Origin of the sequence: Mycobacterium sp. 1245499.0 (assembly GCF_001673615.1) — a bacterium.
In the GTDB taxonomy this organism is placed as follows: Bacteria; Actinomycetota; Actinomycetes; order Mycobacteriales; family Mycobacteriaceae; genus Mycobacterium; species Mycobacterium europaeum_A.
Window position 1 is genome coordinate 1 of the sequence record NZ_LZMG01000172.1, and the last position, 1,904, is coordinate 1,904.

The 1,904-nt window shown below is 64.2% G+C and carries 2 protein-coding genes; both read left to right on the top strand.

Going from position 1 to position 1,904, the window contains the following annotated elements; genetic code table 11:
- The first annotated feature begins 678 nt into the window (after window positions 1–678).
- Entirely contained in the window at window positions 679–972 is a 294-nt protein-coding gene (locus A5646_RS09635) for a hypothetical protein (protein WP_067021422.1), read from the top strand.
- On the top strand, window positions 973–1,869 hold the full coding sequence (locus A5646_RS09640; protein ID WP_231998276.1) for a hypothetical protein: 897 nt from the start codon (window positions 973–975) through the stop codon (window positions 1,867–1,869).
- Window positions 1,870–1,904: the final 35 nt, after the last annotated feature.

Below are 1,904 nucleotides of genomic sequence, written 5' to 3' on the forward strand. Positions count from 1 at the left end.
TCGACCGATTAGCGAACGGCGAAATTACCCGAGACTTCGGTCGAAACAGGGAGCAGACGGAGGCGTTGCTCGCCGAAGTTCTCAAAAGTGTAAAGCTCACCTAGTGGAGTGTCCCCACTGACCGCGTTGTGACCAGCGGCGTCAATGCGATTATGGTTCGGCGGGCAAAGCCAGTTTCGGTCCCGGTGTCGTACTCCCTTCCGTGGTGTCGAAAGCGCTCAAGACTTCGTGGTACCGCTTAAGCCTCGCTTCCGAACAATCACGGGTGCGCAAGCTACCCGCTGATCCGGCGGATCTTCCACGCTGGTAGAGACCGGCTCAGAGGTTCATCTGTTTCATCGAGCGCCGAGCCGAGAAGGCCATTGGAATCCCCATCGTGATTGAGCCTCGACGGAGTGATCTGGCGACAGAGGTGCGCGAGTCAACGTCGTCGCTAGCTGAGTGGAAGGCTAACAAGCTTTCTCGGCACTTCGGCATGCCTGCACATGCGGCATAAAACCACGCAGCGAAATCGACAACCCGTCATCGCTTATCCTCGGCACTGTCGCACGGTCCTCGGGTCGGCTTCAAGCCGGTCGGCGGGCCTTGAAGATAGTCAGCTCGAGCCGCGCAGCGCCACAGCTGCGCGCGGACCGTTGAATAGCAATCCGCGTGTGACCCGCATAAACTCACGCAGTTATGGGGCACGGTGCACTGCAAGTCTTCCCCGCCGAGCTAGCAGCTACCGCCAGCCAGTGGGAAGCGCTGACCTCCCAACTCGTGGGCGCGCCACCGGCGCCGGGGCAACCGTTTCAGGCCACCACGGCGGCCGTGAACGCCGTGAACGCGGCGATCGGTGTCACTGCAGCGGCCTTCACCGCGCGGACGCAGGAAACGGTCGGCGGGGTAACCACAGCTGTCGGCGGATACACCGCCCAAGAGGCCACATCGGCAGCCGACATAGCCGCTGTCACAGGGGTGACGGTGGTCTAGATGCCCGCGACCCTCTCGCAGATCGAGGCTTGGAGCACCGGGCACCTCATCGACGCGGCCGCCTACTGGACGCAAACCGCCGACCGCTGGGAAGACGCATTCCTGACGATGCGCAACCAGGCACAATCCATCACCTGGCACGGCGCCGGTGGCGACGCGTTACGGCAACGCACCGGAGCCGATCTATCCGTCGTCAGCGGCAAAGCCGACCTGCTACGGCAGGCAGCCGGAATAGCCCGTAACGGCGCCAGCGACATCAGCGCGGCCCAGCGGCGAGTCCTCTACGGCGTCGAAGACGCCCAGAACGCGGGATTCACTGTCGGAGAAGACTTATCGGTCACCGACACCCGCAGCACCAGCCCGGCAGAACGGGCCGCGCGCCAAGCTCAGGCCGAAGCATTCGCCGCTGACATCCGGTTGCGCGCCGAGCAACTTGAAGGGGCAGACGTCAAGGTCTCCAGTCAGCTCACAGCCGCTACTGCCGGTCTTAGCGGCGGTGGCTTTGCGCCAGGACCGGGCTCCAGCCACGGCACCCAGGCCGACAACCGCACCACGCCGGGGTCGAACCGCAACAACGGCGCGAAGTTAGTCGACTACTTCAAACAAGACGGCGGACCGCAGCCTCAGCCGCAGCCGCAACCCACGGGTCCGGAGGCCGGGGGGCCGCAGCCGGTGCAACAGCCCAGCTTCTTGGACCAGTACAAGCAGGAACTGACTTCGCCCGGACCGTCATCACAGCCACCCATAACCCCGATGCCCGCGTTTGGACCCCGCCCCGTCCTTAATCATGTCCTGACCAACGTTGGCTTTCACCTGCGCTCCCACGCACTGCCCGAAACTTGGTTCCGGTACCGCGGGAGGCATCGGTGCGGTGTTAGGCGCAGGGCTCACTCCTGAAGTCGGCGGAGCAGGGGCGATACCCGGCGCGGTGC